The 27,000-nt window shown below is 64.9% G+C and carries 24 protein-coding genes and 1 tRNA gene; 18 read left to right on the top strand and 7 right to left on the bottom strand.

The window, feature by feature from the left end:
* Nucleotides 1-47 precede the first annotated feature (47 nt).
* Nucleotides 48-1,262, bottom strand: a complete 1,215-nt coding sequence (locus tag PSUB009319_RS07070) for a YbfB/YjiJ family MFS transporter (RefSeq protein WP_124381525.1) — start codon at nt 1,260-1,262, stop codon at nt 48-50.
* Nucleotides 1,263-1,375: 113 nt separating this feature from the next.
* Between PSUB009319_RS07070 and PSUB009319_RS07075 the strand changes: the two genes are divergently transcribed.
* The 3 genes from PSUB009319_RS07075 to PSUB009319_RS07085 all read left to right on the top strand — a co-directional run bounded on the left by PSUB009319_RS07075 (nt 1,376) and on the right by PSUB009319_RS07085 (nt 4,543).
* Nucleotides 1,376-2,284 (top strand): LysR substrate-binding domain-containing protein, encoded by a 909-nt coding sequence (locus PSUB009319_RS07075; RefSeq protein ID WP_124381526.1) that lies wholly within the window; start codon nt 1,376-1,378, stop codon nt 2,282-2,284.
* 100 nt (nt 2,285-2,384) lie between these two features.
* A complete protein-coding gene (locus tag PSUB009319_RS07080; RefSeq protein WP_124381527.1) occupies nt 2,385-3,782 on the top strand; it encodes a nodulation protein NfeD in 1,398 nt (465 codons plus the stop codon).
* An 11-nt stretch (nt 3,783-3,793) separates the two neighbouring features.
* Entirely contained in the window at nt 3,794-4,543 is a 750-nt protein-coding gene (locus tag PSUB009319_RS07085) for a slipin family protein (protein WP_124381528.1), read from the top strand.
* A gap of 16 nt (nt 4,544-4,559) precedes the next feature.
* On the opposite strand, the gene PSUB009319_RS07090 is transcribed toward PSUB009319_RS07085, so the two are convergent.
* The 4 genes from PSUB009319_RS07090 to alaS form a co-directional block, all read right to left on the bottom strand.
* Nucleotides 4,560-4,796, bottom strand: coding sequence for a hypothetical protein (locus PSUB009319_RS07090; protein ID WP_124381529.1), 237 nt, complete (start codon nt 4,794-4,796; stop codon nt 4,560-4,562).
* A gap of 336 nt (nt 4,797-5,132) precedes the next feature.
* Complete coding sequence (locus PSUB009319_RS07095) at nt 5,133-6,146, bottom strand: purine nucleoside permease (protein ID WP_124381530.1); 1,014 nt, start codon at nt 6,144-6,146, stop codon at nt 5,133-5,135.
* Between the two features lie 35 nt (nt 6,147-6,181).
* Nucleotides 6,182-7,288, bottom strand: coding sequence for a purine nucleoside permease (locus PSUB009319_RS07100; protein WP_124381531.1), 1,107 nt, complete (start codon nt 7,286-7,288; stop codon nt 6,182-6,184).
* Nucleotides 7,289-7,594: 306 nt separating this feature from the next.
* Nucleotides 7,595-10,249: an alanine--tRNA ligase gene (alaS, locus tag PSUB009319_RS07105; protein WP_124381532.1), complete on the bottom strand. Its 2,655-nt coding sequence runs from the start codon at nt 10,247-10,249 to the stop codon at nt 7,595-7,597.
* Nucleotides 10,250-10,445: 196 nt separating this feature from the next.
* Here alaS and PSUB009319_RS07110 point away from each other — a divergent pair, with 196 nt between their 5' ends.
* The 10 genes from PSUB009319_RS07110 to PSUB009319_RS07155 all read left to right on the top strand — a co-directional run bounded on the left by PSUB009319_RS07110 (nt 10,446) and on the right by PSUB009319_RS07155 (nt 19,817).
* Nucleotides 10,446-11,666: a CaiB/BaiF CoA-transferase family protein gene (locus PSUB009319_RS07110; RefSeq protein WP_124381533.1), complete on the top strand. Its 1,221-nt coding sequence runs from the start codon at nt 10,446-10,448 to the stop codon at nt 11,664-11,666.
* A gap of 48 nt (nt 11,667-11,714) precedes the next feature.
* Nucleotides 11,715-12,167, top strand: a complete 453-nt coding sequence (locus PSUB009319_RS07115; protein WP_124381534.1) for a DUF2214 family protein — start codon at nt 11,715-11,717, stop codon at nt 12,165-12,167.
* 295 nt (nt 12,168-12,462) lie between these two features.
* On the top strand, nt 12,463-12,885 hold the full coding sequence (locus tag PSUB009319_RS07120) for a tripartite tricarboxylate transporter TctB family protein (RefSeq protein ID WP_260392909.1): 423 nt from the start codon (nt 12,463-12,465) through the stop codon (nt 12,883-12,885).
* A 12-nt stretch (nt 12,886-12,897) separates the two neighbouring features.
* Nucleotides 12,898-14,400, top strand: coding sequence for a tripartite tricarboxylate transporter permease (locus PSUB009319_RS07125; RefSeq protein WP_124381536.1), 1,503 nt, complete (start codon nt 12,898-12,900; stop codon nt 14,398-14,400).
* A gap of 185 nt (nt 14,401-14,585) precedes the next feature.
* Nucleotides 14,586-15,584 carry a triacylglycerol lipase gene (locus PSUB009319_RS07130; protein ID WP_124381537.1) on the top strand — a complete coding sequence of 333 codons (999 nt, stop codon included), beginning with the start codon at nt 14,586-14,588 and terminating at the stop codon, nt 15,582-15,584.
* 22 nt (nt 15,585-15,606) lie between these two features.
* Nucleotides 15,607-16,683 carry a lipase secretion chaperone gene (locus PSUB009319_RS07135; protein WP_124381538.1) on the top strand — a complete coding sequence of 359 codons (1,077 nt, stop codon included), beginning with the start codon at nt 15,607-15,609 and terminating at the stop codon, nt 16,681-16,683.
* A 68-nt stretch (nt 16,684-16,751) separates the two neighbouring features.
* Entirely contained in the window at nt 16,752-18,512 is a 1,761-nt protein-coding gene (locus PSUB009319_RS07140) for a glutamine--tRNA ligase/YqeY domain fusion protein (RefSeq protein WP_124381539.1), read from the top strand.
* 43 nt (nt 18,513-18,555) lie between these two features.
* Complete coding sequence (locus PSUB009319_RS07145) at nt 18,556-19,128, top strand: YceI family protein (protein ID WP_124381540.1); 573 nt, start codon at nt 18,556-18,558, stop codon at nt 19,126-19,128.
* A gap of 7 nt (nt 19,129-19,135) precedes the next feature.
* Nucleotides 19,136-19,357 (top strand): RNA-binding S4 domain-containing protein, encoded by a 222-nt coding sequence (locus PSUB009319_RS07150; RefSeq protein WP_124381541.1) that lies wholly within the window; start codon nt 19,136-19,138, stop codon nt 19,355-19,357.
* 76 nt (nt 19,358-19,433) lie between these two features.
* On the top strand, nt 19,434-19,817 hold the full coding sequence (locus PSUB009319_RS07155) for an MAPEG family protein (protein ID WP_124381542.1): 384 nt from the start codon (nt 19,434-19,436) through the stop codon (nt 19,815-19,817).
* A gap of 63 nt (nt 19,818-19,880) precedes the next feature.
* On the opposite strand, the gene PSUB009319_RS07160 is transcribed toward PSUB009319_RS07155, so the two are convergent.
* Nucleotides 19,881-21,212, bottom strand: a complete 1,332-nt coding sequence (locus tag PSUB009319_RS07160; RefSeq protein ID WP_124381543.1) for a DUF3999 domain-containing protein — start codon at nt 21,210-21,212, stop codon at nt 19,881-19,883.
* Entirely contained in the window at nt 21,209-24,055 is a 2,847-nt protein-coding gene (locus PSUB009319_RS07165) for a DUF2339 domain-containing protein (RefSeq protein WP_124381544.1), read from the bottom strand. The genes PSUB009319_RS07160 and PSUB009319_RS07165 overlap by 4 nt, the downstream gene beginning before the upstream one ends.
* A 172-nt stretch (nt 24,056-24,227) precedes the next feature.
* On the opposite strand from PSUB009319_RS07165, the gene PSUB009319_RS07170 reads away from it, so the two are divergent.
* The 5 genes from PSUB009319_RS07170 to PSUB009319_RS07190 all read left to right on the top strand — a co-directional run bounded on the left by PSUB009319_RS07170 (nt 24,228) and on the right by PSUB009319_RS07190 (nt 26,998).
* Nucleotides 24,228-24,779: a YaeQ family protein gene (locus PSUB009319_RS07170; RefSeq protein WP_124381545.1), complete on the top strand. Its 552-nt coding sequence runs from the start codon at nt 24,228-24,230 to the stop codon at nt 24,777-24,779.
* 43 nt (nt 24,780-24,822) lie between these two features.
* Nucleotides 24,823-25,176 carry an FKBP-type peptidyl-prolyl cis-trans isomerase gene (locus tag PSUB009319_RS07175; protein ID WP_124381546.1) on the top strand — a complete coding sequence of 118 codons (354 nt, stop codon included), beginning with the start codon at nt 24,823-24,825 and terminating at the stop codon, nt 25,174-25,176.
* 64 nt (nt 25,177-25,240) lie between these two features.
* A tRNA-Cys gene (locus PSUB009319_RS07180) sits at nt 25,241-25,316 on the top strand.
* A gap of 135 nt (nt 25,317-25,451) precedes the next feature.
* Nucleotides 25,452-26,192 (top strand): gamma-glutamylcyclotransferase, encoded by a 741-nt coding sequence (locus tag PSUB009319_RS07185; protein ID WP_124381547.1) that lies wholly within the window; start codon nt 25,452-25,454, stop codon nt 26,190-26,192.
* A gap of 11 nt (nt 26,193-26,203) precedes the next feature.
* Entirely contained in the window at nt 26,204-26,998 is a 795-nt protein-coding gene (locus PSUB009319_RS07190; RefSeq protein WP_124381548.1) for an ankyrin repeat domain-containing protein, read from the top strand.
* Nucleotides 26,999-27,000 lie beyond the last annotated feature (2 nt).

A 27,000-nucleotide genomic window follows, 5' to 3' on the forward strand; every position in this document is an offset into this window, starting at 1 on the left:
AGAACGTGCGCGCAGATCGCGCGTCGACCTGCGCTACATGCAGTCCATCATGCGCGTACAGGCGCGGCGCGTTTGACGGCGGCGAACGTGGTCACGCCCACCATGAGCGACACTGCCGCCACCGCCAGTGAGGCATTGAAGCCGCCTGTGGCGGCAAACAGCCGATTGGCCAGCGGCGGCCCAACGATCTGGCCGATGCCATACACCGCCGTCATCAAGCCCATCAGGCGCGGCGCAGCGTGCGGCCACAGGCGACGCGCCTCGCGCATGGCGAACAGTGTGATGGCCGTGAACGGCAGGCCAAGCAGTGTGCTCGACAATGCCAGCCCCGGCACCGTCGGCCAAACGATGCTGACTGTCACGGCAACGGCCTGCATGGCGTATGCGGTGGCCAACAACACACGGTTGTCGCGCGCCAGGCTGATCCGCGTGGAAAGGAAGGCGCCCAGTGCCACGCCGGCGCCGAACATCGGCCAGAACAAGTCAGGCCAGACGGAGCCGGCCGGCAGCACCTTGCGCGCAATCACCGGGAGGAACGTGGCGGTGATGATGTAGCCAAAACCGGCCAGGCCGTAGGCGAGCGTGACGGCGGTGGTGGGCAGATCCAGGCCGGGCGTCGTGCCAGACGCAGCCGGTGCAGACGCGGCATGTGAACGTGCTTCTGGTTCAATCGTGGACCACACCGCCGCCGAGAGCAGCGCTGACAGCACGCCAAACGCAATCCACGCCGACGTTGCATGCCAACCCAGCGCGACCATGCCGCTGGCCGCCAAACCCGGAATGACAATTCCGAGCCCCGGCCCGCAGAAGATGATGCCGCCCAGCGCCGCATGCCCTAGCTCAGTCAGCTTGTGCAGACACCAGCCAGCGGTGAAGACGAACACCAGTGCGCTGGCCATGCCGGCCGCGAAGCGCAGCACCAGCCATGCCGGCTGGCCCTGCAGCACGCCCATCCCGGCCGTGAGCAACACAGTCGCGATCAGGCCAGTGCGGATGAGCCGCGCCGCGTCGCCGCGCACCGCCATGCAGGCCAGCGCGCCGACGAAATAGCCAAGGTAGTTGCCCGTGGCTAGCCAACTGCCCTGCGCAAGCGTCAGGCTACCGTCGTGCAGCATCATCGGCAGAATCGGTGTAAAGGCGAAGCGGCCGATGCCCATGGCCACCGAAAGGGCCACCATACCCGCAATCGCTACACGCCACGCGGCGGCGCGCTTGTGCTGCACGGCAGATAAGGCAGAGGAAGACGACAGGGTGTGGTCCATGGGAACCATTGCAGGAAGCGGGGATGAAGAAATCGGCAGTTCATCGTACGCAAGGCTGCTCATCCTGAAAAATGAATTATATTGAACGAACCCATTAGCATTTGAGATACATCATGGATCTGGCCTCGCTCGAGATTTTCCGGACGGTTGTGCGAGAAGGCGGCGTCACCCGGGCGGCCCAGCAACTCAACCGGGTGCAGTCGAACGTGACGACGCGCATCCGTCAGCTCGAAGCGTCGCTGGGCGTGCAACTGTTCGTGCGCGAGAACAAACGCATGGTGCTCACACCGGCCGGCCAGACTTTGCTGACCTACGCCGACGACATCCTGCGCCTTGCCACCGAAGCGCGTCAGGCCGTGCAGCCGGCCGAGCCGCACGGGCGCCTGCGCATCGCCTCGATGGAAAGCACTGCCGCAAGCCGGCTGCCGACGCTGCTGGCCACGCTGCACCAGCGCTGGCCGCGTGTGCAACTCGAACTGGTGACGATGACGACACGCCAGTCGATCCGGGCGTTGTCGAACTTCGAGGTGGATTGCGCCTTCATCGCCGAGACCGCCAGCCTGACCAATGCCCGCGCGGCAATGACCACGTTGTCCGCCTTTGCCGAAGAACTGGTGCTGATCGCCCACCGGGCGCATCCGCCCATCCGCCGCGCGGGCGATGTGCACAGCCCCGCGCTGCTCGGTTTCGAGCCCGGCTGCGCCTATCGGCAGTTGATTGAGGATTGGTTTGCCGCAGACGGCGTGGTGCCGTCGCGCGTGCTGGAACTGGGCTCGTATCACGCCATCATCGCGTGTGCGGCGGCCGGCATTGGCGTGGCACTGGTGCCGCGCTCGGTGCTGGAGCTATACACGAACGCGCCAGAGATCAGTGTTCACGAACTCGGCAAGCCGGGCCGCGTCGACACGGTGCTCGCGTGGCATCGCGACATGGCGGGGCCGGCCCTGCAAGCGCTGCTGCAGGTGCTGCGCGAGCCGCATGCCGAAGCAAGCACGCCCGCCGGCGAAGCCATGGCTGCCTAAATTTGAATAAGCTTGAATAAGCTCGAATGCGCTCGAATGAGTAGATCGACCGTGCCGGCGGTCTAACGTATCGAGCGCGGCAATCACGACGGAGGCGCCTATGCGACCGTCAATGTGGTCAGGGTGGATGCGGCAAGGTGTGGGCTGGCTGGCGGCAGGCATCGCCGCCGCATGGTGCAGCGTTGCCATGGCAGCCGCGCCGGTGATCGTGCTTCCGGTGAACGGCGCCATCGGCCCTGCGACTGCCGCCTACGTCGTCCACGGTTTGCAGCAGGCGCGCGAACAAGGCGCGCAACTTGTCGTGCTGCAGATGGATACGCCCGGCGGGCTGGATGCGTCAATGCGGCAGATCATCCAGGCAATCCTTGCTTCCCCGGTGCCGGTGGCGGGCTACGTGGCGCCGGGTGGTGCGCGCGCGGCCAGTGCGGGCACCTACATCCTCTATGCATGCCATATCGCGGCGATGGCACCGGCCACCAATCTGGGCGCTGCATCGCCCGTGTCGATCGGCATCGGCGGCCATGCGCCAAGCCCGGGTGATGCCGCCAAGCCGGCCAGCGCGCCCGCCGCACCCTCAAGCAACGAAGACACCCTGGCCCGCAAGCAGATGCACGACGCCGCCGCGTACATCCGCGGCCTGGCGCAACTGCGCGGCCGCAATGCCGACTGGGGCGAACGCGCCGTGCGCGAAGCCGTGAGTCTGGACGCGCCCGAAGCGGCCAACCAGCACGTGATTGACCTCCTCGCCAACGATATTCCTGATCTGCTCAAACAAGTGGATGGCCGTGCCATACGCACCACCGGCGCATCTGCGAGCCTGGTTACGCTGCACACCGCAGGCGCGCAGGCCGTCGTGCTGGAGCCCGACTGGCGCAACCACTTCCTCGGCGTCATCACCGACCCGAGCCTCGCGCTGTTGCTGCTGACGGTGGGGGTGTATGCGTTGATCTTCGAGTTCTCGACGCCGGGGATGGTCGTGCCCGGCATCCTGGGCGCGGTGTGCATTGTGGTGGCGCTCTACGGGCTGCAGATGCTGCCGATCAACTACGCGGGGCTGGCGTTGATTGCGCTGGGCCTCGGCTGCATGGTGGCCGAGGCGTTTTTGCCGACGTTCGGTGCGCTGGGCGTGGGCGGCATCGTCGCGTTCGTGCTCGGCGCGGTGATGTTGATCGATACGCAAACGCCGGGCTTTGGCGTACCGCTGCCGCTGATCGTATCAATGGCGTTGATGAGTCTGGCTGTGATCCTGTTGCTCTCCAGCATGGCGGTGCGTGCGCGGCGACGGCCCAAGGTGACTGGCGGCGACACGATCATCGGCATGACAGGCGAGTTGCTGGAACTGGACCCGACCGACCCCAACGATCCCGCGGCGGGCTGGGCACAAGTGCATGGCGAACGCTGGCGCGTGCATTGCGATGGCCCGATAGCACGCGGCGATCGCGTGCGTGTGACGGCGCGGCATGGTCTCAAGTTGAGCGTGGTGCCGGTGTCATCCTAAGGAGAAGAAACATGATTTACGGCTTCTTCAGCGCAGGCGGCCTGATCTTTCTGGCCGTGCTGCTCGTTATCTCATCGTTCCGGGTGCTGCGTGAGTACGAGCGCGGCGTGGTGTTCATGCTCGGCCGCTTCTGGCGAGTAAAGGGGCCAGGGCTGGTGCTCATCATTCCGGCCGTGCAGCAGATGGTGCGTGTGGACTTGCGCACCGTGGTGATGGATGTGCCGCCGCAAGACGTGATCTCGCACGACAACGTGTCAGTCAAGGTCAACGCGGTGGTGTACTTCCGCGTGGTCGACCCCGAGCGGGCCATCATCCAGGTCGCCAATTTTCTGGAGGCGACGAGCCAGCTTGCGCAGACTACGCTGCGGGCGATTCTTGGCAAGCACGAATTGGATGAAATGCTGGCCGAGCGCGAGAAGCTCAATCTCGACATCCAGAAGGTGCTCGATATTCAGACTGACCCGTGGGGGATCAAGATTGCAAATGTGGAGATCAAGCACGTCGACTTGAATGAATCGATGGTCCGTGCCATTGCGCGCCAAGCCGAGGCCGAGCGCGAACGGCGGGCCAAGGTCATTCATGCGGAGGGGGAACTGCAGGCCTCGGAGAAACTGCTGGAGGCGGCGCGCATGCTGGCGCAGCAGCCTGAGGCAATTCAGTTGCGCTATCTGCAGACGCTTACGCAAATTGCCGGTGACAGGGCTTCAACGATTGTGTTTCCGTTGCCGATGGATGTCTTGGGGGCGTTGAAGAAGAATTAGAGGCCGGGTTGGTTCTCTATTGATGGTTGATGGTGCATCCGTTGTTTGATCCTATGCCGGCGGCGGCCCAATCGATGGCCGCGTCGAACAGCTTGCGGCCTGCGGCGATCTGCTTGTCGATCTGCTTGTCGATCGGCAGGTTCTTGCCCTCCACGCATACGACCATCAGCACGCATTTGCCGGCAGCCGTTGCGGGTTGTGTGAATACCAGTGCCACCAACGCGATGGCACAGAAACGAAGCAGCGATTGCATGCGTTGCACTCCAGAAAACATCATCACAGGTCGATCTTCATGCCGAGCTTGAACAGGCGCGGCGCGCGAGCGCGCGATGGTTGGTCATTGCAGGCAAGGAATCAATCAGGATTGGCGAAACCGGACGCGCCCAGAAATGCGCTGAAGGATAAAAAAAATGCGCCACAAAAACAGATGCGGCGCGTCGACCCATTGGCTGGCACGTGAAAACCCGCTGGCTCGCCCGGCGGAAGCGATGGCCAGCGATCAGGCAAGGTGCCTGTCGCAGCCCATCAACTGAAAATGATTGTCATTGAAAACGTTGGAATGTAACGTAAGCAGCCTTGCACACAACGATCAGTTTGCGGGCACCCCCTGCTTCCATTGCGGCCAGCGGGTCACGATATCGTCCAGCAACGGCTTTGCCGCGTTGACGAGGTTGTGCGTGGCCGGTACGAAGCCGCCTTGCTGCGCGTAGTTGATGAGGCCATCGGCGGCCGTCTGGCCGTCGTACGGGCGGTCAAAGTCGGACCCCGAGCGCAGCAGCGCTACACGGCCGAAATCGACCTTGCCTGCACGGGCGCCGCGCGTGAGCACTTCCAGCGTGGCGTTGTCCTCCTGCGCGGTGGTGCAGTAGGTGCCCTTGTTGTCAGTCATCGTCTTCACCCAGTCACGCGCGCGCTGGCCCAGGTTGCGGCCGGCCCACCATGTATCGGCGGAAACGACATCGCACTGGATGACCGATGGCGGCTGGTTGGCCGGCGCAATCGCATAATTCTTGCGGAAGGCGATGGCCTCCGGGCTGTCTTCCAGCGTGGCCGATTTCGACAGCGTGAATGCGCGCTGCAGCAACGCCTCGTTCAACTGGAATACCTCGGTGCGGTAGTCCATCGGCGGTTTCTCGCCCGGGCCCCTGGTGCCGATACCAAAGTAGCCGTAGGGCCAGCCGTTGGGCATTTCGCGCGCGTCGATCTCGTGCGAGATGCCGTAATCCACCGCATAGCGCGCCCACGCCGCCGAGCCCACCGTGCCCTGCCCCGGATCGATACCCGCAATGCCGGCAATCACAAAGTAGGTGTGCGTCAGGTCCAGCTTGCTGCGATAGAGCAACGCAGAAATCGTCGCCGCCGCATTCGCGTAGCCCATGCCCGTGGTGACCTGGCAAATGCCGTCGTAGTTGCACAGCATGTTGGGCGCGTCGGGCGACAGACCGGAGATGTAGACCTTCTCCTTCAGGTCATAGCGGTCGATGAATGGCTGCGCTTCGCCCTGAAACATGTTAATGACGATGACCTTGACGCCATCAAACGCGCAGCTGTTCAGGGTAAGTGCCGCCGCGCACACGGCGAACAGCGTGGCAATGGATCGCATGGGAGCGTGTGTCTTAACTTTGGTCTTGGAATCGATCATGGCGAGGGCACTCCGTGTTTCCACACGCTCCAGCGCGTGACGATCTCATTGACCAGCGGGCCGCCCGCCAGCACAAGGTTGTTGAGCGAGGGCACGAACCCGCCCGAGTGGCTGTTGACCAGCGAGTCGTATGGCGTCTGCCCCGGATACGGCCGATCGAAGTTCGACGCGGTGCGCAGCACCGCCACGCGTTGCAGATCAAGCAGGCCCGCCTTGGACCCGCGTGTAAGCGCTTCGAACGTGGCGTTGTCTTCCTGCTGCGTGGTGCAGTAGGTGCCCTGCCCGTCGGTCAGCAGCTTGACCCACGCCGCTTCGCGCTCGCCCAGCTTGGCACCGTGCCAGTACGTGTTGCCGGCGGCGGTATCGCATTGCACGACAGCCGGCGGCTGGTTGGCCGGTGCGCTCGGATAGTTGGCGCGGTAGGCGCGCGCGGTGGCGTTGTCGTCCAGCACCGCGCCCCTGGAGAGCGCCAGCGCCTTCTGCAGCAATGCCTCGTTCACGCGGAAGACTTCGGTCTTGTAGTCCAGCGGCGGCTTCTGCCCTGGGCCTTGCGTGTTGACGCCGATGAAGCCGCTGGGCCAGTTGGCGGGCACCTCGCGCGCGTCGATTTCCCAAGCGATATCGCTGTCGACCAGGAAGCGGGCCCATGCGGCGCTGCCCAGCGTGCCCTGCGATGGATCAATCCCGGCAATGCCCGCCACCAGGAAGTACGTGCGCTGCAAGTCGAACTGGCCGCTGTAGATCAGCGCCGACACCGACGACGCAGCATTCGCCTTGCCCATGCCGGTGGTGAGCTGGCAGACGTCGCTGGCGTTGCAGTGCACGTTCGGGTAGTCGATCGACAGGCCCGGCACGGGCACGTTCTGCGTGAGGCCCAGCTTGTCGATCCACGGCTGTGCCTCGGGCGCGAACATGCTGATGATCAGCACCTTGACCTTGCGCGCGTGCGATTCCGGCGCAAGTTGCGCAACGGGCTGCGTCGACGCGCCGATGCCCGTGGCCAGCAGCACACCGGCCGCGACCGCCCGTAGCAATCGTTTGCTGCGCCGCGCAGCCAAAAGCTCCGGCGGCACAGCGTCGACCTCGTTCGATAGGACGCTCATGGTTCTCCTCGGATTGGGGGATGGGGATGGAACAACCTGCGCTGCGGGGAACAGCGCGCGTCACCGATGCAAATTGCCTGCCAGCGGCCACACAATCTCCACGCAATCGGTCACGCCTCCCCGGTATAGGCGATGGCGCAGCCTGTCTCCAGCGTTGCCCCACGCACGCGCTTGTTTTTCACGCTTATACAAGTCGTACATCGGTGCATTGCGCACGGAATCCCACCGCAAAACAAAACGGCGCGCGCCCCGTTGCCGGGAACGCGCGCCGTTCAGCGCATCGCGTCAGCCAAGGAAGGCGCTACATCACACCTTCTGCTGCACCCACGCTGCCACACCGGCCAGCGCTTGCGGCAGATTGTCCGGCTCGGTACCGCCGGCCTGTGCCATGTCGGGGCGGCCGCCGCCCTTGCCGCCGACCTGCTGGGCGACAAAGTTGACCAGCTCACCGGCCTTGACCTTGGCAGTCGCATCCGCCGTCACACCGGCAATCAGCGCGACCTTGCCGTCGCTCACGCTGCCCAACACGATGGCGGCGGTCTGCAGCTTGTCCTTGAGCTTGTCCATCGTCTCGCGCAGCGTCTTGGCATCGGCGCCGTCCAGCTTGGCGGCCAGCACTTTGATGCCGGCCACATCCACGGCCTGGCTGACCAGTTCGTCCCCTTGGGCTGCGACCAGCTTGGACTTCAGGCGCTCCAGCTCCTTCTCCAGCGTCTTGACCTGATCCTGCACCTGCACGATGCGCTGCGTCAGTTCACCCGGCTGCGCGCGCAGGGCAGCAGCCGCTTCATTGACGCGGTTATCCAGTGTTTGCAGGTAATGCAGCACGTTGTCGCCGGTGATGGCTTCCACGCGGCGGATGCCCGCGGCCACGCCCGATTCGCCCACGATCTTGAACAAGCCGATGTCACCGGTGCGCGCCACGTGGGTGCCGCCGCACAACTCCTTTGACGTGCCGATCGACAGCACGCGCACCTCGTCGCCGTACTTCTCGCCAAAGAGCGCCATCGCGCCGTTCTTGACCGCATCGTCAAAGCCCATGATCTGGGCGGCGGTCGGGGCGTTAGCGAAAATCTCGGCGTTGACGCGCGCTTCCACCTCACGAATCTGCAGCGGCGTCATCGGCGCATTGTGCGAAAAGTCAAAGCGGGTCTTCTCCGCATCCACCAGCGAGCCCTTCTGCTGCACGTGGGCGCCCAGCACTTCGCGCAAGGCCTTGTGCATCAGGTGAGTGGCCGAGTGGTTGCGCATGGTGCGCGCACGACGCGCGGCGTCCACTTCCGCAGCCACGGCATCCCCAACCTTCAGCACGCCGGTGCGCAGCTCGCCGTGGTGGCCGAACACTTCCGGCTGCACCTTCAGCGTATCGGCCACGTCAAACCGGACGGTGGCGGCCTTGAGCGTGCCCTGATCGCCCACCTGACCGCCGGATTCGGCATAGAACGGGGTGTGGTCCAACACCACCACACCGGTCTGGCCGGGGTGCATTTCCGTGACCGACGCACCGTCGACAAACAGCGCCGTCACACGCGCGGTGTCGCGCACGAGCTGGTCGTAGCCGTGGAAGGTGGTCTTGTCGCCGGTGTAGTCGAGCGTGCCGGCGGCCAGCTTGAACTTGCCGGCCGCGCGTGCCTGCTCGCGCTGGCGGTTCATGGCGGCGTCAAAGGCGGCTTCGTCGACGATCACATCGTTCTCGCGGCAGACGTCTTGCGTCAGGTCCAGCGGGAAGCCGTAGGTGTCGTGCAGCTTGAAGGCGAGTTCGCCGTCGAACATCCGCTCTTTCCCATCCTGACCACGCGTCTTCAGCTCGCCCAGTGCCGCGTCGAGGATCGACATGCCGTGCTCGATGGTCTCGAAGAAGCGCGCTTCTTCCGTGCGCAGCACATCCACCACGCGGTCGCGCGCGTCACGCAGTTCCGGATAGGCTTCGCCCATCTGCACAACGAGGTCGTCCACCAGCTTGTGGAAGAACGCGGCACGGCAGCCCAGCTTGTAGCCGTGGCGGATGGCGCGGCGGATGATCCGGCGCAGCACGTAGCCGCGGCCTTCGTTGCCCGGGATCACACCGTCAACGATCAGGAACGAGCATGCGCGGATGTGGTCGGCAATCACGCGCAGCGAGTTGTTCGACAGATCCTTGGTGTTGGTCTCGCGCGAGGCGGCAGCGATGAGCGCCTGGAACAGGTCGATCTCGTAGTTGCTGTGCACGTGCTGCAGGATGGCGGCCAGGCGTTCCATGCCCATGCCGGTGTCCACGCACGGTGCGGGCAGCGGCGTCAGCGTGTATTCGCCGGTGGCCGGATCGAGCTGGCGGTCGAACTGCATGAACACGTTGTTCCAGATCTCGATGTAGCGGTCGCCGTCGGCTTCCGGGCTTCCCGGGGGGCCGCCCCAGATATCCGGGCCGTGGTCGTAGAAGATTTCCGAGCACGGGCCGCACGGGCCGGTGTCCGCCATCTGCCAGAAGTTGTCGGAGGCGTACGGTGCGCCCTTGTTGTCGCCAATGCGCACGACGCGCTCGGGCGGCAGACCGATGACCTTGGTCCAGATGTCGTAGGCTTCGTCGTCGTTGTGATAGACGGTGGCCCACAGTTTTTCAGCCGGCAGCTTGTATTCCTGCGTCAGCAGTTCCCACGCCCACACGAGTGCGTCGCGCTTGAAGTAGTCGCCGAACGACCAGTTGCCAAGCATTTCGAAGAAGGTGTGGTGGCGGGCGGTGTAGCCGACGTTTTCCAGATCGTTGTGCTTGCCGCCGGCGCGCAGGCAGCGCTGCACGGATGCGGCGCGCACGTACGGGCGCTTGTCGGTACCGAGAAAGACGTCCTTGAACTGCACCATGCCGGAGTTGGTGAACAGCAGCGTCGGGTCGTTGCCCGGCACCAGCGGCGAAGAGCGCACCACGGTGTGGCCCTTCGTCTCGAAGAACGTCAGGAATTTTTGGCGGATATCGGAGGCTTTCATGTCGCGGGGTGCCGGAGTCAGCATGGCGCCCGGGAGCATCCCGCTCCTGAGCGTCTCAGATTAGTGCAAACCGTTGATTATACGGGGTTCGCACCCTATTCGCGCCGCATTTTCCCCGCTTGGTCGCATCGGGTTAGAGGGACCCCGGGGCGTGGTGTAGAGTGCACCCGTTCCAATCGTGTCGATTCGTCAATCCATGGGCGCTCTCAGCCATCTCCGTGTTCTTGACCTGACCCGCGTGCTTGCCGGCCCTTGGTGCGCGCAGAACCTTGCCGATTTCGGCGCCGACGTCATCAAGGTGGAGCGCCCCGGCGCTGGCGACGACACCCGCACCTGGGGCCCGCCATGGCTGAAGGACGAAGCCGGCCAGGACACCGCAGAAGCCGCCTACTACCTGGCTGCCAACCGCAACAAGCGCTCGATCACCGTCGATATCAGCACGCCCGAAGGGCAAGACATTGTCCGCAAGCTCGCCGCACATGCCGATGTGGTGCTGGAGAACTACAAGGTCGGCCAACTCAAGAAGTACGGGCTCGATTACGAATCACTCAAGGCCGTCAAGCCAGACCTGATCTACTGCTCCATTACCGGCTTCGGCCAGACCGGCCCCTACGCGGCACGCGCGGGCTACGACTTCATCGTGCAGGGCATGGGCGGCTTCATGAGCCTGACCGGGGAACGTGACGACCTGCCCGGCGGCGGCCCGCAGAAGGCCGGCGTGGCCATCTCCGACCTGATGACCGGCATGTATGCCACCGTGGCCGTGCTGGCCGCGCTGGCACACCGGGATCGCACCGGCGAGGGCCAGTACATCGACATGGCGCTGCTCGACGTACAGGTCGCCATGCTGGCCAACATGAACACCAACTATCTGGCCAGCGGCCAGGCGCCCAAGCGCTGGGGCAACGCGCATCCGAACATCGTGCCGTACCAGACGTTCCAGGCGGCCAACGGCTGGATCATCGTCGCGGTCGGCAATGACGGCCAATTCCGTCGCTTTGTCGACGCCGGCGGCATGCCCGAACTGGCCGACGACCCGCGCTTTGCCACCAACCCGCAGCGCGTGGCCAACCGCGATGTGCTGGTGCCGATCCTGGCCGAGATGGTCAAGCGCTTCAGCAAAGGCGGATGGATCGACAAGCTCGAAGCCGCAGGCGTGCCGTGTGGCCCGATCAACTCGCTTGATGAGGTGTTTGACAACGCGCAGGTGCAGGCGCGCGGCCTGCGCGTCGACCTGCCCCACCCGAGCGCAGGCACCGTCAAGCTGGTCGGCAGCCCGGTCAAGATGAGCGCCACGCCGCCCAAGGCCGCAAGCCACCCGCCGCTGCTGGGCGAACACACCGAGGCCGTGTTGCGCGACGTGCTCGACCTGGGCGTCGACCAGATCGAAGCGCTGCGTGCACGAGGCGTGATCTGACACACGCCCAACCGGACCAAACCATTCCCCCACCCTCACGAGGTCAACATGTGGCTTGATGCGTTGCTGGCTTACCTGCATTACATCTCAATCTTCACGCTGATCGTTTTCCTGAGCGCCGAAGCCGTGGTGCTGCGGCCCGACATGACGCCTGAAATCCGCAAGCGCCTGGGCCGTTATGACGCGGTGTTCGGCTTTGCTGCGCTGGCGGTACTGGTGACCGGGCTGCTGCGCGTGTTCTACGGCGCCAAGGGCTACGCGTTCTACGTGCACAACCCAGTGTTCCACATCAAGGTCGGCCTGTTCATCCTGGTCGGGCTGCTGTCGATCAAGCCGACCATCACCATCCTGCGCTGGAACAAGCAAGGCAAGACGCTGCCCGACTTCGTGCCCACGCCGTCGGAGATTGCCCAGACGCGCCGCTGGGTCATGATCGAGTCGCACCTGATCATCTTCATTCCGCTGGCGGCGGTGCTGATGGCACGCGGCATCGGCATGTAACTGCACAGGGCTGCGCGATAACGTTGCGCGGCTCCAAACGTCTTCGCGGCAGCGCTAGGGACAAACCCTGAACCGTTTGCGCACGCACCGCGCGGGGCCGCGAGACGACCGATCAATCCTTCTGCAAGGTGCTTGAAAGCGGGTCTGCTTAGCGTGCAAACTTGGCCGCCTTACAGCGCACAGGGCAGCCCACCCCAACCTGGCGCCGCACGCCGACACGAGGAGACCCGCCTTGCAAAACGATCCACAAAGTCGTCCCGTCATCCGCAGTCACCAGGACTTTGCGTCGGGCGTCATGTTTATCGTCGCGGGCGCGGCGTTTGCCATTCTGGCGCGCAGCTACCGCATGGGCACGGCCAGCAGCATGGGCCCGGGCTACTTCCCATTCTGGCTGGGTATCGTGCTGGTGCTCCTGGGTGTGGTGGTGATCGTGCAATCGCTGTCGCGCAGGGGCGTGGCCGATCGCATCCCGCGCTGGGACGTCAAGACGCTGCTGTGGATTCTCGGCTCAGTGGTGCTGTTTGGGCTGCTGCTGCAGCCACTGGGGCTGGTGCTCTCACTGGTGGTGCTCGTGCTGGTCTCCAGCATGGCGAGCCACGAATTCACGCTCAAAGGTGCTGTCGGCACAGCCATCGTGATGGTGGTGATGAGCCTGGCGGCCTTCGTCTACGGGCTCAAGCTGCAGTTCCCGGTATGGCCTGCTTTCATCGGCAATTGAGGAGCGCTCGACATGGACCTCTTTGCCAATCTCGCGCTCGGTTTCTCCACTGCGCTGTCTATCCAGAACCTGATCTACGCGTTCATCGGTTGCGTGCTCGGCACGCTCATCGGCGTGCTGCCGGGCCTCGGCCCCATCGCCACCATTGCGATGCTGCTGCCGGCCACGTATGCGTTGCCGCCCGTGGCTGCGCTCATCATGCTGGCAGGCATCTACTACGGCGCGCAGTACGGCGGCTCCACCACGGCCATCCTCGTCAACCTGCCGGGCGAATCGTCGTCGGTGGTAACAACCATTGACGGTTATCAGATGGCACGGCGCGGGCGCGCGGGCGTGGCGCTGGCCACCGCCGGTCTGGGCTCGTTTTTCGCAGGCTGCGTGGCCACGCTGGTGCTGGCCGCATTTGCCACGCCGCTGTCGGAATTCGCGTTCAACTTCGGGCCGGCGGAATATTTCTCGCTGATGGTGCTCGGCCTGATCGGCGCGGTGGTGCTCGCCTCGGGCTCGCTCGTCAAGGCCATTGCGATGATCGTGCTGGGCCTGTTGCTCGGCCTGGTCGGCACGGATGTGAACTCGGGCACTGCGCGCTATTCATTTGACGTGCCGGAGCTGGCCGATGGGCTGAACTTCGTCTCGGTGGCGATGGGCGTGTTCGGTTTTGCCGAGATCATCGCCAACCTGGAGCAAAAGGAGCACCGCGAGACCTTTGTCGAGCATGTGCGCAACCTCTGGCCCAGCCGCGAAGACTTCAAGCGCATGATCCCGGCCGTGCTGCGCGGCACGGCACTCGGTTCAGTGCTGGGCATCCTGCCGGGCGGCGGCGCGACGCTGGCGTCGTTCGCGTCGTATTCGCTGGAGAAGAAGACCTCGAAGTATTCGAGCGAATTCGGCAAGGGCGCCATCGAGGGCGTGGCCGGGCCGGAATCCGCCAACAACGCCGCAGCGCAGACGTCATTCATCCCGCTGCTCACGCTGGGCATTCCGCCCAATGCGGTGATGGCGCTGATGGTGGGCGCGATGACCATCCACAACATCCAGCCCGGCCCGCAGGTGATGACCAGCAACCCCGCGCTGTTCTGGGGCCTGATCGCATCCATGTGGATCGGCAACCTGATGCTGATCGTGCTGAACCTGCCGATGATCGGCGTGTGGGTACGCCTGCTGAAGGTGCCGTATCGCTTCCTGTATCCAGCCATTCTGGTGTTCTGCTGCATCGGCGTGTATTCGGTGTCGAACACCACGTTCGATATCTTCCAGACCGCGCTCTTCGGGCTGATCGGCTACATGTTCGTCAAGCTGCGCTGCGAGCCGGCACCGATGCTGCTGGGCTTCGTGCTCGGCCCAATGATGGAAGAGAACTTCCGCCGCGCGCTGCTGCTCTCGCGTGGGGATTTCGCTACCTTTGTCACGCGGCCGCTGTCGCTGGGGTTGCTGATTGCAGCCGGCATTCTGGTCGTGCTGGTGGCGCTGCCGGCCATCCACAGAAAGCGCGAAGAAGCGTTTCAAGAAGAATAAGCGCGTTGCTGCATCGCACCCTACAGAACCGGAGGCTCGCCCTCCGGTTTTTGTTTGCGCATACGGCAGCGCACCATTAGAGCCAAACTTCCACTTCGGTTGACGTCGGATAGCGCACTTCGGATAACGGAGGGCGATCGGCCCGCAGAGGTCGATTTTCCATCCAATGTCCAGGAGACAACCGAATGTCACAGACTTCCCTGCTCCACGCTGTGTACAAGTCAGTACGCAGCTTCTTCGGCACGCGCGCTGCAGCGGCCCTGTTGGCCACGTCAGCCCTCACCCTGGGTGCTGTCTCGCCGGCCCAGGCCGACAGCACCTATGCCGCCACCAAGTATCCGATCGTGCTGGTGCATGGCCTGTCGGGCACCAGCAAGTTCCTCGGCGTGGTCGATTACTGGTATCAGATCCCGGAAGACCTGCGGGCCAACGGCGCCAACGTCTATGTGGCCGACGTATCCGCCTTCAACGATGAAACCGTGCGCGGCGAACAGCTCGTCAGCCAGATCCGCACCGTGCTGGCCACCACGGGCGCCGCCAAGGTCAATCTCATCGGCCACAGCCAAGGCGGCCTGACCTCGCGCTATGCCGCGGCCGTGGCGCCAGACCTGGTGGCCTCCGTCACCACCATCGGCACGCCGCACAAGGGCTCGGAGTTTGCGGACTTTGTTGAAAGCACACCGGCGCCATTCCAGGCCCTGGTGAGCCTGGGCGCTGACGTGTTCGGCTCGGTGCTCGGCTGGTTCAACGGCAACAGCAACCCGCAGGATGGCTTTGCGGCACTGCATATCCTGTCCACCTCGGGCGCGGCCGATTTCAATCAGACCTTCCCGAGCGCGGGCCTCGCCAGCGGCTGCAATACCGGCAGCGCCACCGATGTGCGCAACGGCAACGTGCAGAACCTGTATTCGTGGACGGGCCGCTCCACCGCCACCAACTTCCTCGACGTGTTTGATCCGGTACTGATCTTCAGCGGCGGCGTCATGCAGGCGCGCGGTTCGGGAACGAACGATGGGCTCGTCTCCGTATGCAGCGCGAAGTTCGGGCAGGTGCTGTCGACCGACTACGCGTGGAACCACCTCGATGAAGTCAACCAGTTGCTTGGCCTGATCGGCTGGGGCGCTGCCGACCCGGTTGCGGTGATCCGCACGCAAGCCAACCGGCTGAAGACGGCCGGTCTGTAACCACCCGTACGCATTCGCCACCATGAAGCCCCAATCGCCGTCGATCCAGCCCATAACGTTTGTCGTCGCCGTGCTGGTCGCCGTGCTGGTCGCGGTATCGGTCGCGGGCGGGGTCTATTGGTGGCACACGTCGGATGCGGCCCGAACGCCCGCAGTGCAGCCGCCGCAGGCGGCCAAGGGTGCGTTCATCGGCAACGTGGGGCGCGCGCCTGCAATCGCGGTTGCGGCAGCGCCTCCGCCTGAATTGGCCGACACGCAGGCACCTGACGGCCTGCACGTCGATACGCACGGCTACCTCATCGTTGAAGCCGCCAACCGCCTCGTGTTCGACTACTTCCTCGATGTGCCCGCATCGCTGCCCGAAGCGCAGCGCGTAGCGATGGCTGAAGCGCATCTGCGCGCGAAGCTGGTATCGCCCGCGCTGGCGCAAGCCCAGTCGTTACTGCAACGCTATCTCGCTTACCGCAAGGCGCTGGCGGCGCAGGGCGATGCGGACCGCAACAAACCAGGCATTGACCAGCTGCAGCAGCGCCCCGAGATGCTCGCCACGTTGCGTCAGCGACTCGCCAGCCGTGCCGCGCTGCGCCAACAGTATCTCGGCACCAGCGTCGCCCAGGCCTGGTATGGCGATGAAGATGCGATGAACGCCGCGGAGCTTGAACGCCTGGCCGTGATGGCCGACACCTCGCTCACGCCCGAGCAACGTGCTGCGAAGCTCGCTGCCATCGAGGCGAACCTGCCGCCACCCATACAGCAAGCGCGCCGCGACGCCGCCGCGCCCATCCGCATCGCCAACGCCATGGACAGATGGACCAAGCAAGGCCTGACCGACGCCCAGATGCGCCAACAACTGGCCGCACAAGGCGTGAGCGGCATCGTCGCCGACCGCCTGATCCAGGGTAATCGCGAAGAAGCCGACTGGCGCAACCGCTACGATGCCTACGCCCGCGAGCGGGATCGCATCAACGCCTTTACCGGCCTGTCCGAAGCCGATCGCACCACGCAGATTGCACAATTGCGCCAGCAGACCTTCACCGCCACCAATGAGGCGCAGCGCGCACAGGCTTTGGACGGTCTGGCACAACGGAAGTCGCCCTGACACAGCCATACGCGGGCAGAAGACGTCCGGCACGGTAAAATCACGGGATTGCCGAATCACGCCCTCCCATGAGCCAAGACAACGCCACTGCCGCGGGCACTGCCGCCGCCCCCACGTCCAACTTCCTGCGCCAGATCATTGACGGCGACCTTGCGCAAGGCACGTACGCCAATCGCAAAGACGCCGCCGGCCAGCCGATTCCGCCGGTGGTCACCCGCTTCCCGCCGGAGCCCAACGGCTACCTGCACATCGGCCACGCCAAGAGTATCTGGGTGAACTTCGGCATGGCCAAGAACTACAACGGCCGCTGCCACCTGCGCTTTGACGACACCAACCCCGTCAAGGAAGACACCGAATACGTCGATTCCATCATCGACGCCGTGCACTGGCTCGGCTACTCGTGGAGCGATGCAGGCGGCGAGCACCTCTACTACGCCAGCGATTACTTCGAGCAGCTCTACGGCTTTGCCGAAGTGCTGATCCAGCGCGGCGTGGCCTATGTCGACAGCCAAAGCGCGGAGCAGATTGCGGGCAACCGTGGCGACTTTACCCGGCCGGGCACGCCGTCGCCGTATCGCGAGCGCTCGGTGGAAGAGAACCTTGCGCTGTTCCGCGACATGCGCGCGGGCAAGTACAAGGATGGCCAACACGTGCTGCGCGCCAAGATCGACATGGCCGCGCCCAACATCGTGATGCGCGATCCGGTGCTGTACCGCATTCGCCACGCACATCACCACCGCACCGGCGACGCATGGTGCATCTACCCGATGTACGACTTCACGCATTGCATTTCGGATGCGCTGGAGAACATCACGCATTCGCTGTGCACGCTGGAGTTCGAGAACAACCGCCCGTTGTACGACTGGGTGCTCGACCACCTGCGCGACGCCGGCGTGCTGCCCGGGGGTGTAGCCTCCGCGCTGCCGCATCAGTACGAATTCGCACGCCTGCACCTGACCTACGCCATTACGAGCAAGCGCAAACTGCTGCAGTTGGTGAACGAAAAGCGCGTCGACGGCTGGGACGACCCGCGCATGCCGACACTCGTGGGCGTGCGCCGCCGCGGCTACACGCCGGAATCGATCCAGCTCTTCTGTGAACGCGTAGGCGTGTCCAAGGCCGATAGCTGGATCGACATGAGCATCCTGGAAGGCGCCGTACGCGACGACCTCGATGCGCGTGCGCCGCGCTCCGTGGGCGTGCTGGACCCGGTCAAGCTCGTGCTGGACAACGTGCCGGCCGATTTCAACGAGCCGTGCTCGGCCCCCGTCCACCCGAAGCAGCCCGAACTCGGCCGCCGCGAATTTCCGCTCACCCGCGAGCTGTGGATCGAGCGCGAAGACTTTACCGAGACGCCACCCAAGGGCTACTTCCGCCTGTTCCCGGGCAACAAGGTGCGTCTGCGCTACGGCTACGTTATCGAATGCACTGGCTGCGACAAGGATGCCGGCGGCAACATCACCGCCGTGCACGCCAACATCATTGCGGACACCAAGAGTGGCACGCCGGGTGCTGATAGCGTGAAGGTGAAGGGCAACATCCATTGGGTGAGCGCTGCACATGCGCTGGAAGCCGAAGTGCGTCTGTATGACCGCCTGTTCAGCGACCCACAGCCGGATTCGGGCGACAAGAACTTCCTGGACGCGCTCAACCCCGATTCCAAGAAGATCGTCACGGCCTACCTGGAGCCGACGCTGGCAACGGCCCGCCCGGAAGACCGCTTCCAGTTCGAGCGCCACGGCTATTTCGTGGCTGACCGCATCGACTCGCAACCGGGCAAGCCCGTGTTCAACCGCGTGGTCGGCCTGAAGGACAGCTGGGGTAAATAAGCACAGGCCCATGCATGCGTGGGCCTCTAAGCAAGGAGGCATCATGCGTGCATGGATTCCGTTGCTGGCGGCAGTGCTCACGACTGCCGCTGCGCCCGCCGTGGCCGCGCCATTTGCGCCAGACCTGGAGCACACGTCCGTCTACTTTGCCGCGTCGCATTTCGATCGCACCACCATGCGCGGCCGCTTCGACAAGATCGACGGCGCCATCAATTTCGATGAAGCCACCAACCAAGGCGGCCTCGATTTCACCGTCGATGCTGCATCCATCAACACGCGCCTGCAGGTGCTGGATGGCGTGTTGAAGTCCGAGCAGTTTCTCGATGCCATGCAGTTTCCGTTCATCCGGCTACGCAGTGACCGCTTTGTCGTGGAAGGCGGCAAGCTTGTTGCCGTGCAAGCCAAGCTGACGCTGCACGGCGTGACGCAGCCCGTGCGGCTGGAGGTGCGCCGCTTCAGTTGCGGCGACGAGAAGCTGCCCGGCAGCACACGCCACGTCTGCGGCGGAGACTTCCACCTCGCCATTGCCCGCAGCGCCTTCGGCATGACGCGCTTCCTGCCCGATGTGGGCGACCGCGTCGACCTCGACATCAGCGTGGAAGCCACGCCTCAGTAACCTCTCTATGCCCAACATCGATTTCGCCCTGACCACTGAATACATCGAGCTGCACAAGCTGCTCAAGCTCACCGGTGTGGTTGACAGCGGTGGCGCCGGCAAAGCAGTTGTCGCCGATGGCGCCGTTACCGTGGATGGCCAGACGGAGCTGCGCAAGACAGCCAAGATTCGCGCAGGCCAGGTGGTCATGCTCGGAGATGTGCGCATTGCCGTACAGGGTGTCGACTAGCACTTCAGGTGTTTGAAAACGCCGCCTGTGCTACGGTGCGGCACCTTCAAACCCATCCACCCTCAGGAGACTGACCATGCCGATCGCCCTCTGGTGCGTTCTGGTGGCAGCGGTGTTGCCGATCCTATGCGTCGGCATCGCCAAGGCCAAAGGCCCACGGTACGACAACCGCAACCCGCGCGCCTGGCTCGCGCAGCAAACCGGCGTCACGAGCCGTGCCGCCGCGGCGCAGCAGAACCACTTTGAAGCGTTTCCGTTCTTTGCCGTGGCCGTGCTGGTGGCCATTCTGGGCGGCGGCGTGATCGACCGCATCAACCTGCTGGCCATCGCGTTCATCGTGGTGCGCGTGCTGTACACCGTGTGCTATCTGGCCAACTGGGCGCCGTTGCGTTCGCTGATGTGGTTTGCAGGCTTTGCCCTGTGCGTTGCGCTGTTCGTGCAGCCCGCCTTCGCACACTGAGCAACCATGCTTCCATGAAAAACGGCGCCCATGTGGCGCCGTTTTCCTTGAGCGATGCGGATTCTACGTTGACGCATCCGGCGGCACGGCCGGTGCACGGAACAACCGCCACGCCATCCCGCCCAGCACCGCCACGGCGGCCACGAGCGCGCCCCACAACACCCATTGGCGTTTGCGCCCGCCAGGCGGCTCCGACTTGAGCGCATCGGCAGGTGAATCACTCATCGCGCCAAGCTGTGCCTGCGCGATTGCAGGCGATGCGCCGGCCAGCAAATCCGCGCGAGCAACCGGATTGCCGTGCGCCGCCTCCGCCACCGCCAGCGTGAACGGCACGTTGCCGCGCGCTGCATACGTGACCGTGGCCGGACGCCAGCCGATCGCCAATTGCGGCGCACCCGCGCCCAGGCCACCGCTGCGCGTATCAACCTGCACACGCCAGTAGCGCTCGCCCGTGGCGAGCACGGTAATGGGAGCGTTCTCCTGCTCGCCCTTTCCGCCAGCTTCTGCTAACCGGAACAGGCGTGCAGACGTCACCGGCCGCCAGGGCGCTTGCGCATCGGCACGCGTATACAGCGTCGCCTGTGCGACGGTGTTGGCTTGCGGCAGATGGATCTTCACCCGTTCAACCGGGAACACGCCGCCGGTATCGAACTGGTAATCGCCGGGGGCCGGTGTCTGAACTGGCGTCAGACCGTTGCGCCATTGGATCGCGCTGTCAGCCAGTGCAACAGGCGCGCCGGCGGCCAGCTCGGCCCGCACTGCGTCGGGTGCGGGCGGCTTGCCCTGCCACATCAAGCGCAGGTATTTCGCACGCAGCCCGGTGAACTCGATGCGGTCCTGCACCAGCGTGCTGCCCTGGTTCGACAGGCGGAACAGCGTAGCCTGGGCGACCGGGCTCCAGTGCTGCAGATCATCACTGGCTTGCACACTCACGCCGCTCTGAAATTCTGCAGCGGGCAACGCCACCACCAGCGCCGTCACGGTCGACGTTTTCCTGTTCGGCAATTGGCTCAGGTCCACCACCCATGCGCGGACAGGCGCCTGCGATAGCTGAGTGCCCGTTGCACGCAGCACACCATCGGCACCGAGCACGACACCGGCGGCACCCGGCTTCTGATCATCGACGGGCGTGGCGAACCAGTGCACGTCTTGCAGCGTGCGTGCCTGGGGTGCCGGGTCGCGCGGGATATCGATGGTGAACGGCACGGGTTCACCGTCACCGTTCAGAATGCGCAGGTCGGCCAGGCTGGCCTCGCGCGCATGGGCATAGACGTCTTCATTGAGCGGGACGGCGTAGTAGGCAGCGCCGGGCGTGCCCGTCAATGCAAAGCGCTCGGCCCAGGCCGGCGCGGACAACAGCGACGCCGCTGCCATCGCAAGAACAACCTTCTTCACAGAACCTCCTTGGGTTCGATCTCAGCCTTGGGCTTGGGCGGCAGCGGCGACAAATAACCGATCAACAGCAGCAGCACGCCAATCGCGATAAACGAAACAATGCGCTCGACACCCGTCACGCGCGACAAGTCGAACAGGAACAGCTTGACCACTGTCACGCCCAGCAGCGCGCCGCCCGTGAACCACAGCACGCGGCTGGCGCGCCGCGTGGCAAACACCATCACCGCCAGCGCCAGCACCGTCCAGAACATCGATAGTGACGCCTGCACCAGCATCGAGTCGCCCAGGTCATTCAGCGTGTAGGGCACATGCGCCCAATGGTGCAGCGTACGCAGCAGCACCGCATTGGCCCAGATAAACAGCGTCGCGCCGACTGCATAGCCAATGACCATTGGCTCGAGCACAAGCTTCTGTAATGCCAACCGCCGCATCCACAGTGCGATGGCGAGGAAGACCAACAGTTGCGCCACGTCCAGCGGGTTGAGGATCGGCAGGTAGAACAGCGGCGCGGCATTGCCGTCGCTCGCGGCGCTGACGAGGCTCCACAACCACAGTAGTGCGGCCAGCGGTGCGGCACCCCACAGCAGGTAAGCGCGCTCGAAGCGGGCAATCGGCCAGCGGATGCGCCAGCCCGCGCCCGCCAGCAGGGCGAGCAGTGCGCCATACGCGTAAGCCCAGGCGGCAAAACTCCATGTACCCTCGGGCACGTAGGCGTCCAGGCGCCAGTAGCCTTCGGTGGCCAGCACGCCGCAGATCAGCCAGAACAACACGGTATGCAGCGGTGCCAGGATGGCGTCTTTCACGTCGTGTTCCTGGCGGCGCAGCAGCACAAAGGCCAGCACCACGGCGCCAATCCACACCAACCCGCCCCAGCCGGCCAGCGGCGACGGCACCCAGTGTTCGATCGCGGCCAACGAAATCAGCGCGAGCACCGGCGACAACGCCAGCGCGGGCCACTCGGCCTGCGTCCAGTCGAGCTTGCGGCGCAGGCCGTGCGCAGCCCACGCCGTCAGCACAGCAAACGCGGCGTACAGCGGAATGTCCGGCCGATCGACTGTCTTGCTGGCGAAGCGCCAAGCCCAGCGGTCGATCTCGTTGCTGCCGCTGCCAAGCCACCACAGCAAGCCCCACGCCGATGCAACAATGCCGAGCACCGGCGCAGCCTTCAGCCAAGCACGTACCTCTGCCTTGCCATGCAGGCGCCAGCCGCTGAACACACCCGCCAGCGCAATCAGCAACCCGCCGATGTAGCGGCTGTTGAGCACAGCCCAGCCACTCTGCGGCGCCCAATCGAACACCGCGTCTAGGGCAAAGGCACCACCCGCTGCCAGTTGCAGCAACAAGCCCGCCGCCAACGCCAGCCGACGCTGCTGGCGCACGCCTAGCCACACCACAGCAGCGCCCTCGAGCGCCCACACCGCACTGGTGGTGCGCCCGTCGAAGGCCAGCGGAATTGCCAGCGTGATGAAGATCACGCCCAGTGCAAACATCGCCTCGTACAGCAGGCCGAGAGCCGCGCGCCTGGGTGCCAGCCAGCCCGCAATCGCCAGATAAAACGCGGCCAGCGCGGTGGCGCTCCACGCCATTGCAAACGGAACGTGATGCACGAGCCCCGCCTGCAACCCCATCGCCACCAGCGGCGTGCCGAACACCAGTGTGCCGTCCACATAGTGCTTGAGGCTGACATGGCGGCGCAGTGCAGTCAGCAGCGCAATGCCCACGTACATCAGGAAGAAGAGAATCAGAAACGGCTCGGTGCTCGCCAGCCATGTCGGCTGATAGCGCAGCACGCCCCAGGCCGTGGCAATGCCGAACGTAAAGACAAAGCCCAGCAGATTCAGCGCACGCCATGCACGGAACCACGCAATGGCGAAGATGCCCGCGTTGAGCAGTGCGTAATAGCTGAACAGCGCCACGTGGCTGCCCTGCCCCGTCGAGATCAGGATCGGCGCCAGGAAACCACCCGCACTGCCCGTAAACGCCAGCGCTGGTGCGTTCTGCTTGACGGCCAGCCCGGCGGCCAACGCGCAAATCAGCACCAGCAGCGCAAACGCCATGCCCGGCGTGAGCAGCGGCACCATGCGCGTGGCGGCAAATACCGTCAGATACAGCACGCCGACCCCACCGCCCTGCATTACCAGCGCGTAGCCTGGGCGCTTGTCACGCAGGCGCCAGCCAATGCCGAGCAACACGATGGCCCCGACGGCCACACCCGCCAGGCGGAACTCCACCGGCAGAAGGCTGTTGTCCGCCGCGTACTTGAGCAGGAACGCCACGCCGAAGAACAGGATCAGGATGCCGACGCGCACCACGCTGTTGCCGCCCAACAGCCAGTCGCGGACGGCGCCCACAGCGCGCTCCACCCAGTCAGGCTCGTGCGGCGCCAGGACCGGCGCAGGCTGGCGCGCAAGCTGAGGAAGCGGCTGCGGAACCGCCACCTGCGGCCTCGGCGCGGGCACGGCAGGCACATCCACCGGCGACAGCGCTTCGGCCGTGGCCGGAGGCGGCTCAACAGCAACGGCCTCCACGTCGGCGGGCGCGGTAAGCGTTCCACCTTTGATTTCAGCGATCTGCCGGCGCAAGAGCGACACCTCATGCTCGAGCCGCGCCACGCGCTCCTGCAGCGTGGCGGGCGCGTGCGCCGCGGCCGCCTGTGCGGGCGCATGAGCCTGCGACGCATCCGGCACCTCCGGCGGATTGGCCCACTGCGCGCTGGCCCGCTTGTCCATGTACAGGATCAGCGACGCCAGCCCCAGGCCGATCAACGCCCCAAAGAACGCCCCGACGACGCCCCCCGACAGGCCGCCCAGCAACAGGCCCACGATTCCGAATATCCAACGCATCGTTCTGATTGTCCTGATTTGGATACGAAAAGCATGCGCCGACTAGCGCACACACCGCTCGTATACCGCAAACAGCCGCCGTTGGGAATGCGCCCAGCCAATACCGTCAGCTTCATCAGCCCGTGCGACAATGCGCGCTTTGCCAAAAACGGCCCATCCACCGATCACCCGCATGGCCCTGAAATCCACGATCTACAAGGTCGATCTGCAGATCGCCGACATGGATCGCCACTACTACGCCAACCACGCGCTGACCGTCGCCCGCCATCCGAGCGAGAACGACGAACGCATGATGGTGCGTGTGCTCGCCTTCGCCCGCCACGCCAGCGAAACGCTCGCCTTCACGCGCGGCCTGTCCGAACCCGACGAGCCCGAACTCTGGCAACGCGATCTGACCGACGCCATCGAACTGTGGATCGACCTCGGCAACCCCGACGACACCCGCATCCGCAAGGCCAGCAATCGCGCTGAACAAGTCGCCGTGTATACCTATAGCGGCAACGCCAGCCGCGTGTGGTGGCAGCAGACTGAAACCAAGGTCACGCGCTTTACCAACGTGTCGGTGTACGAAGTCGCGGCGGACACCGTCGCGGCGCTCGCCGCCATGGTGGAACGCACCATGCGTCTGCAGGTCACCATCCAGGACGGCGACATCTGGATCGCCAATGACGCGGACAACGTCCACGTCCGGCTCGAAACGCTCAAGGCTGCAGACGCTGCCTGAACCCTGAACCCTCTCTAACCCACGCCACCCCACGAGGCTCAACATGACCATCGAAACCACCGCAAGCGGCCTGCAATACGAAGACGTCGTCGTCGGCGACGGCGCTGAAGCCACGGCCGGCAAGTATGTCTCCGTGCACTACACCGGCTGGCTGTACGAAAACGGCCAGGCCGGCGCCAAGTTTGACTCCAGCAAGGACCGCAACGACCCGTTCGCCTTCCCGCTAGGCGCAGGCCACGTCATCAAGGGCTGGGACGAAGGTGTGCAAGGCATGAAGGTCGGCGGCACGCGCAAGCTGATCATTCCGGCTGCCCTGGGCTACGGCGCACGCGGCGCTGGTGGCGTGATCCCCCCGAACGCAACGTTGCTTTTTGAGGTCGATCTGCTGGAAGTCTGATCCTGCGCTAGAATCCGCACCCGGCTTGCGATGCCTCACACGGCGCATCGCAGCCGCCTCCCCCGGCGGGGTGGCAGAGTGGTCAATGCTGCGGCTTGCAAAGCCGTATAAGACGGTTCAATTCCGTTCCCCCGCCTCCAGTTTCCGGCCCAATACCCTCTACCGTTGCGGCCGCGCCATAGTCAGACGTTCCCCCCACCACGCAACACACTGTTTCCGAGGCATCGGCGGCCCACCCGCGTGACCACTCGTAACGATTGCTCTATGCTTGCGACATGGCCGTCACCCGAGAGGATCTCGAACAGAACCGGTTGCGCGCCGCCCTGGGTGATTCGCCCGTCGCGTCGTCGTTGCTGACCGAGACTGCGCTGGAAGCGTCGCTTGCATCGACGCTCGCGCGGTTGTCGGCTGCGCCCGGCGCTTGCCAGGACGCCTGGGTGTTCGGTTACGGCTCCCTCATCTGGAACCCGATGATTTTCCACACCGAGGCCGCCCGCGCCACGGTGCACGGATACCATCGCGGCTTCTACCTCTATTCCCGTATCAACCGCGGTACCTGGGACAACCCGGGGCTGGTGCTCGGCCTGGACCGTGGCGGCAGTTGCCGGGGCGTGGCCTTTCGCGTGCCGCGCGACCATGCCGAGCGCGAATTCCGCGTCCTCTGGCGCCGTGAGATGCTGACCGGCGCCTACCTCCCCCGCTGGTTGCCCACCGAGATCAACGGCCAACGCGTCCTGGCGCTGGCCTTCGTCATGAACCGCACGCACGAAGCCTACGCCGGCCGCCTGCCAGACGAACGCGTGGTCGGCTGCCTGCGCGAAGCGGTCGGGCTGTACGGCCCGGCCCGCGAATACCTGCAGCGCACGCTGATCGGCCTGGCCAGCAATGGGCTGCACGATCCATATCTGGACCGCCTGTGGTCACGCCTGCAAGCCACCGACGCGGCAAACGCACCGTCCGCGACAACAGACGCAACGGACACCGCACCGCTGCCTGACCCCTATCTCAGCGCCTGAACCCGTCCGCCATGCTTATCGCTCCGCGTCCTGCGCTCAACCAGTTCATCGGCGTCATGCTGGGGATGGCACTGGCCGTGGGCGACATGGCCAACGCGTGGCAGGAGCAGCATCTGCCGATCCTGCGTGTCGCGGCCAACGCCAGCGCCAAGGTGGCACCCGGCGCGGCCCACACGCCCGACGCCCGCTCCGTGCGCCACAGCGCGCCCGCCACGCGTGACCGCGACCTGATCGCTGCCGCGCAGACCGGCAACACAATGGCCATCCAGTCGTTGCTGGCCGAGGGCGCCAGCCTCAAGGCGCGCGACGCCGACGGCCGCACGGCGCTCATCGCCGCCGTCATGGCACACATGGGCGCGGCGGCCCGCTTGCTTATCCAGGCCGGTGCCGATGTCAACCTGCAGGACAACACGCAGAACAGCGCCTTCCTGCTCGCTGCCATCCAGGGCGATGCGGAAACGGTACGCCTTGCGCTGTCGCACGGTGCCAACCTGCGCGCCACCAACGCTGACGGCGACACCGCGCTCATCCCGGCCGCACGCCGTGGCTACGTGGAAGTGGTGAACGAACTCGTCAAGGCGGGCGTGCCGCCAGACGCCACCAACAACCTGGGCCTCACCGCGCTGATCGAAGCCGTAGCCCTGGGCGACGGCAGCGACAAATACGAGAAGACCGTACAGTTGCTGCTCGACGGCGGGGCCGATCCGAACCTGGCAGATCGCGGGGGCGTCACGCCGATGCGGCATGCGCGTCAGCGTGGTTTTCATGGCATTGGCGCGTTGCTCTTCAAGGCACGCGGGCATTGAAA

The organism is Ralstonia sp. SET104, from assembly GCF_003851545.1.
Lineage (GTDB): Bacteria > Pseudomonadota > Gammaproteobacteria > Burkholderiales > Burkholderiaceae > Ralstonia.